This window comes from Alcanivorax sp. HI0044, assembly GCF_001634945.1.
The window spans coordinates 1-3,570 of record NZ_LWEZ01000636.1 but is presented as its reverse complement, the minus strand read 5'-3'; the positions used below and the strand labels follow the sequence as shown (position 1 = coordinate 3,570).

The 3,570-nt window shown below is 63.0% G+C and carries 3 protein-coding genes; all 3 read left to right on the top strand.

Annotated features, from left to right (window positions below; translation table 11 throughout):
- The first annotated feature begins 124 nt into the window (after positions 1-124).
- Positions 125-577 (top strand): dUTP diphosphatase, encoded by a 453-nt coding sequence (gene dut / locus A3730_RS07730; protein WP_063519827.1) that lies wholly within the window; start codon positions 125-127, stop codon positions 575-577.
- A gap of 122 nt (positions 578-699) precedes the next feature.
- Positions 700-3,099, top strand: coding sequence for a phosphomannomutase/phosphoglucomutase (locus tag A3730_RS32965; RefSeq protein ID WP_063537843.1), 2,400 nt, complete (start codon positions 700-702; stop codon positions 3,097-3,099).
- 204 nt (positions 3,100-3,303) lie between these two features.
- Positions 3,304-3,570: acetylglutamate kinase (gene argB, locus A3730_RS07720; protein WP_197477361.1), on the top strand; the 267-nt coding region annotated here is incomplete at its 3' end.

Below are 3,570 nucleotides of genomic sequence, written 5' to 3'. Positions count from 1 at the left end.
CCTGACAAACAGTAAAGTCTGCCGGACGCCAGACGCCAAACACCGGATCCACGTTGAAACGCCTGTTTTGATGTTTGTCTGGCCTCAGGCTTTTGGCGTCCGGCGTTTAATCAGGAACTGATCAATGAAACTGCAATACCGGGTACTCGACGCCCGCCTTGGCGACAGCATTCCTCTGCCTCATTACGCCACCGACGGCTCCGCCGGGCTGGACCTGCGCGCCATGGTCAAGGAACCGATGACACTGCAACCCGGGGATACCGAGCTGCTGCCCACCGGCATGTCCATTTTCATTGACGATCCGGGCTACGCCGGCATGATCCTGCCGCGCTCCGGTCTGGGCCATAAGCACGGCATCGTGCTGGGCAATCTGGTGGGGCTGATCGACTCCGACTACCAGGGCGAGCTGATGGTGTCCTGCTGGAACCGGGGGCAACAGCCCTTCACCCTGGAGCCCGGTGAGCGCATCGCCCAACTGGTGATCGTGCCGGTCATGCAGGTAGAGCTGGAGCAGGTGGAAAGCTTCAGCGCCAGCGAACGGGGCGAAGGCGGTTTCGGTCACAGCGGGCGGCACTGAGGCCCGACACAGAAAAACACCAGACAAACAACAACAACCACAGCAGCACAAGCACGCACCACAGCGCGCACCACGACCCAACCACAATAATACCGTGGCAGCGCCGGGCAAGCGGAGGGGATATGGGGAACAAGAACGACAACAAGCAAGGCAAGTCCACCAGCGCCATGAAGCAGCTACTGCCTCTGGTTGCCGCCGGCATCGTGGCCGTGGTCGCCGCCACCGGCTGCCTCTACGCCTACCAAGCCAGCCAGTTGCAGCCCGAGCAACAGAACGCCCAGGCCCGGCTGCTGGCCCAATCACTGGCCAGCCAGGCGAACAACACCATCCAGGCCTCCCGCCAGCAGCTGGAGATCCTCAGCGACCGCAACGATGTGAACAAGGCGCTCTCCGACGGCAACCTGTCCAGCTTTAACGTACACCAGAACCAGTGGCTTCCCGATGCCACCGTGCAGCTTGTTCCCCGTCGCGGCGCAGACACCGCCCAGTTCAGCTACACCGCCCAGGAACTGCTCAAGAACGTCCGCCTGGGGCAAGAACCCGGCCCGGTGATCATTGCCGGCAAAACACCTCAGCTGGTCATGGCCCGCGCCACCAAAAACCAGACCGGCACCCTGCTGCTCACCCAGTCTCTGGCCCCACTGGCCGCCACCCTGCGCACCGCCATGCCGGAAGGCAGCGCACTCAGCATAACCTACGGCGGCAGCCCCCTGTTCGATAACAAACAACAGGCCAGTGGCGGCACCGCCCAGGTCAGCCAGGGCCCGGTTCAGGTTACCCTGACCCTGCGCGCCCCCGACGACAACAGCCTGATCGTCGCCACCCTGGGCATCGCCCTGGGTGTAGTCGTCATCCTGCTGTGCACCCTGCTGGTGAACCGGCTGCTGACCCGGGCCCTGCGCCAGGACGCCGCCGAACTGATTCGCTACAGCGATGAGCTCACGCGCCAACCCGGCGTCACTGCCCGCGACCATTTTCATTTTCCGCTCTTCACCAGTGTCAACGAGGCCTCCGCCCGCCTGGCCAAAAAACTGCGCGACCGCGCCGGCCCCGCACGCCCCCAGGCCACCGCCAAACCCGATGCCCTGATAGTGGAAGAAAGCGACGACGACAGCATTCTGCTGATGGATGACGACAACGGCGGCGAGTCCCTGCCGGACAGTATTTTCCGCGCCTACGATATCCGTGGCGTGGCCGGCGACACCCTCACCGCCCAGGGCGTTTACCTGCTGGGCCGCGCCATTGGCACCGAAGCCGGCGAACAGGGCCAACAAACCGTGCTGGTGGCCCGCGATGGCCGCCTGTCCAGCCCGGAGTTAAGCCGCTCACTGATCAAGGGCCTGCTGGAATCCGGCCGCGACGTGGTCAACTTAGGGCTGGTGCCCACCCCGGTGCTCTACTACGCCACCGAAGTACTGGAAACCCAAACCGGCATCATGCTCACCGGCAGCCACAATCCATCGCAACATAACGGCCTGAAAATCGTCATGAACGGCGAAACCCTGCACGGCGATCGCATTCAGGCCTTCAAGCAACGCATCCAGAACAAGGCCTTCAGCGAAGGCAGCGGCCACGAAGAAGAGCGTGATATCAGCGACCGCTACCTGAACGATATCGCCAACGACATCGTGCTGGCCCGGCCCCTGAAAATTGCCATCGACTGCGGCAACGGCGTCACCGGCGAACTGGCCCCGCGGCTGTTCACCCAACTGGGCTGCGACGTGACGCCGCTGTACACCGAGATCGACGGTAACTTCCCCAACCACGCCCCGGACACCGGCAACCCGGACAACCTGGCCGACCTGATCCGTATCGTCCAGCAGGAAGAGCTGGACCTGGGCCTGGCGTTCGACGGCGACGGCGACCGCGTGGCCGTGGTCACCAACAGCGGCGAAATCATCTGGCCGGACCGCCTGCTCATGCTGTTCGCCAAGGACCTGCTCGGCCGCAGCCCCGGCGCCGACATCCTGTTCGACGTGAAATGCAGCCGCGCCCTGCCCGCCGTTATCCGCAAGAACGGCGGCCGCCCCTTGATGTACAAAACCGGGCACTCGCTGATCAAGGCCAAAATGAAGGAAAGCGGCGCCGCCCTGGCCGGTGAAATCAGCGGGCATATCTTCTTCGCCGACCGCTGGTTCGGCTGTGACGACGGCGCCTATGCCGGCGCCCGGCTACTGGAAATTCTCTCCCTGCAGGACGACACCGCCGGCCAGGTGTTCGACCAGTTTAAGACCGGCATCACCACCCCGGCGCTCTATATTGATGCCAGCGATGACAACAAGTTTGCGCTGATCGACGCCCTTATGGCCCGCGCCGAGCAGTTCGCCGGTGGCCGCCCCACCACCATCGACGGACTCCGCGTGGACTTCCCCGATGGCTGGGGGCTGGTGCGCGCCTCGAACACCACACCCTCACTGGTGGCACGCTTCGAAGGCCGCGACGAAGAGGCACTGGAACGGGTCAAAGGCCAGTTCCGCAAACACCTGCAAGCTGTGGATGAGAGCCTGACACTGCCGTTTTGATCAAGTTAGCCGCACGCAAAACGTAACAAGCGGCACGCCAGCGCGTATAATCGCCAGCATTCGTAAGGCGGAAATGGCCACAATGCCATCTCCGCCACACAGCTCGGCCCGCAGCAGAGTGCGCCGATGCAACCTGACCGCTACGATTTGGCGTGCTTGCGTGTACTGCATCGCGTGCAGGCCCCTATTCAAGGAGAAGACTCCATGGACACCAACAGTGCCCACGACACCGCCCGGATTCTGATTGAGGCGCTGCCCTACATTCAGCGTTTTTCCGGCACCACCGTGGTGATCAAATACGGCGGTAACGCCATGGAGAACGAGGAGCTGAAGAACAGCTTCGCCCGTGACGTGGTGATGATGAAACAAATCGGCATCCACCCGGTGATCGTGCACGGCGGCGGCCCCCAGATCGGCGATCTGCTGGAACGTCTGGGCAAGGAATCGAAATTTGTTCAGGGCATGCGTGTC

Excerpts from the sequence above, each read along its gene's own strand:
- dut (WP_063519827.1), top strand. The coding sequence starts at position 125 with ATGAAACTGCAATACCGGGTACTCGACGCCCGCCTTGGCGACAGCATT.
- A3730_RS32965 (WP_063537843.1), top strand. The coding sequence starts at position 700 with ATGGGGAACAAGAACGACAACAAGCAAGGCAAGTCCACCAGCGCCATG.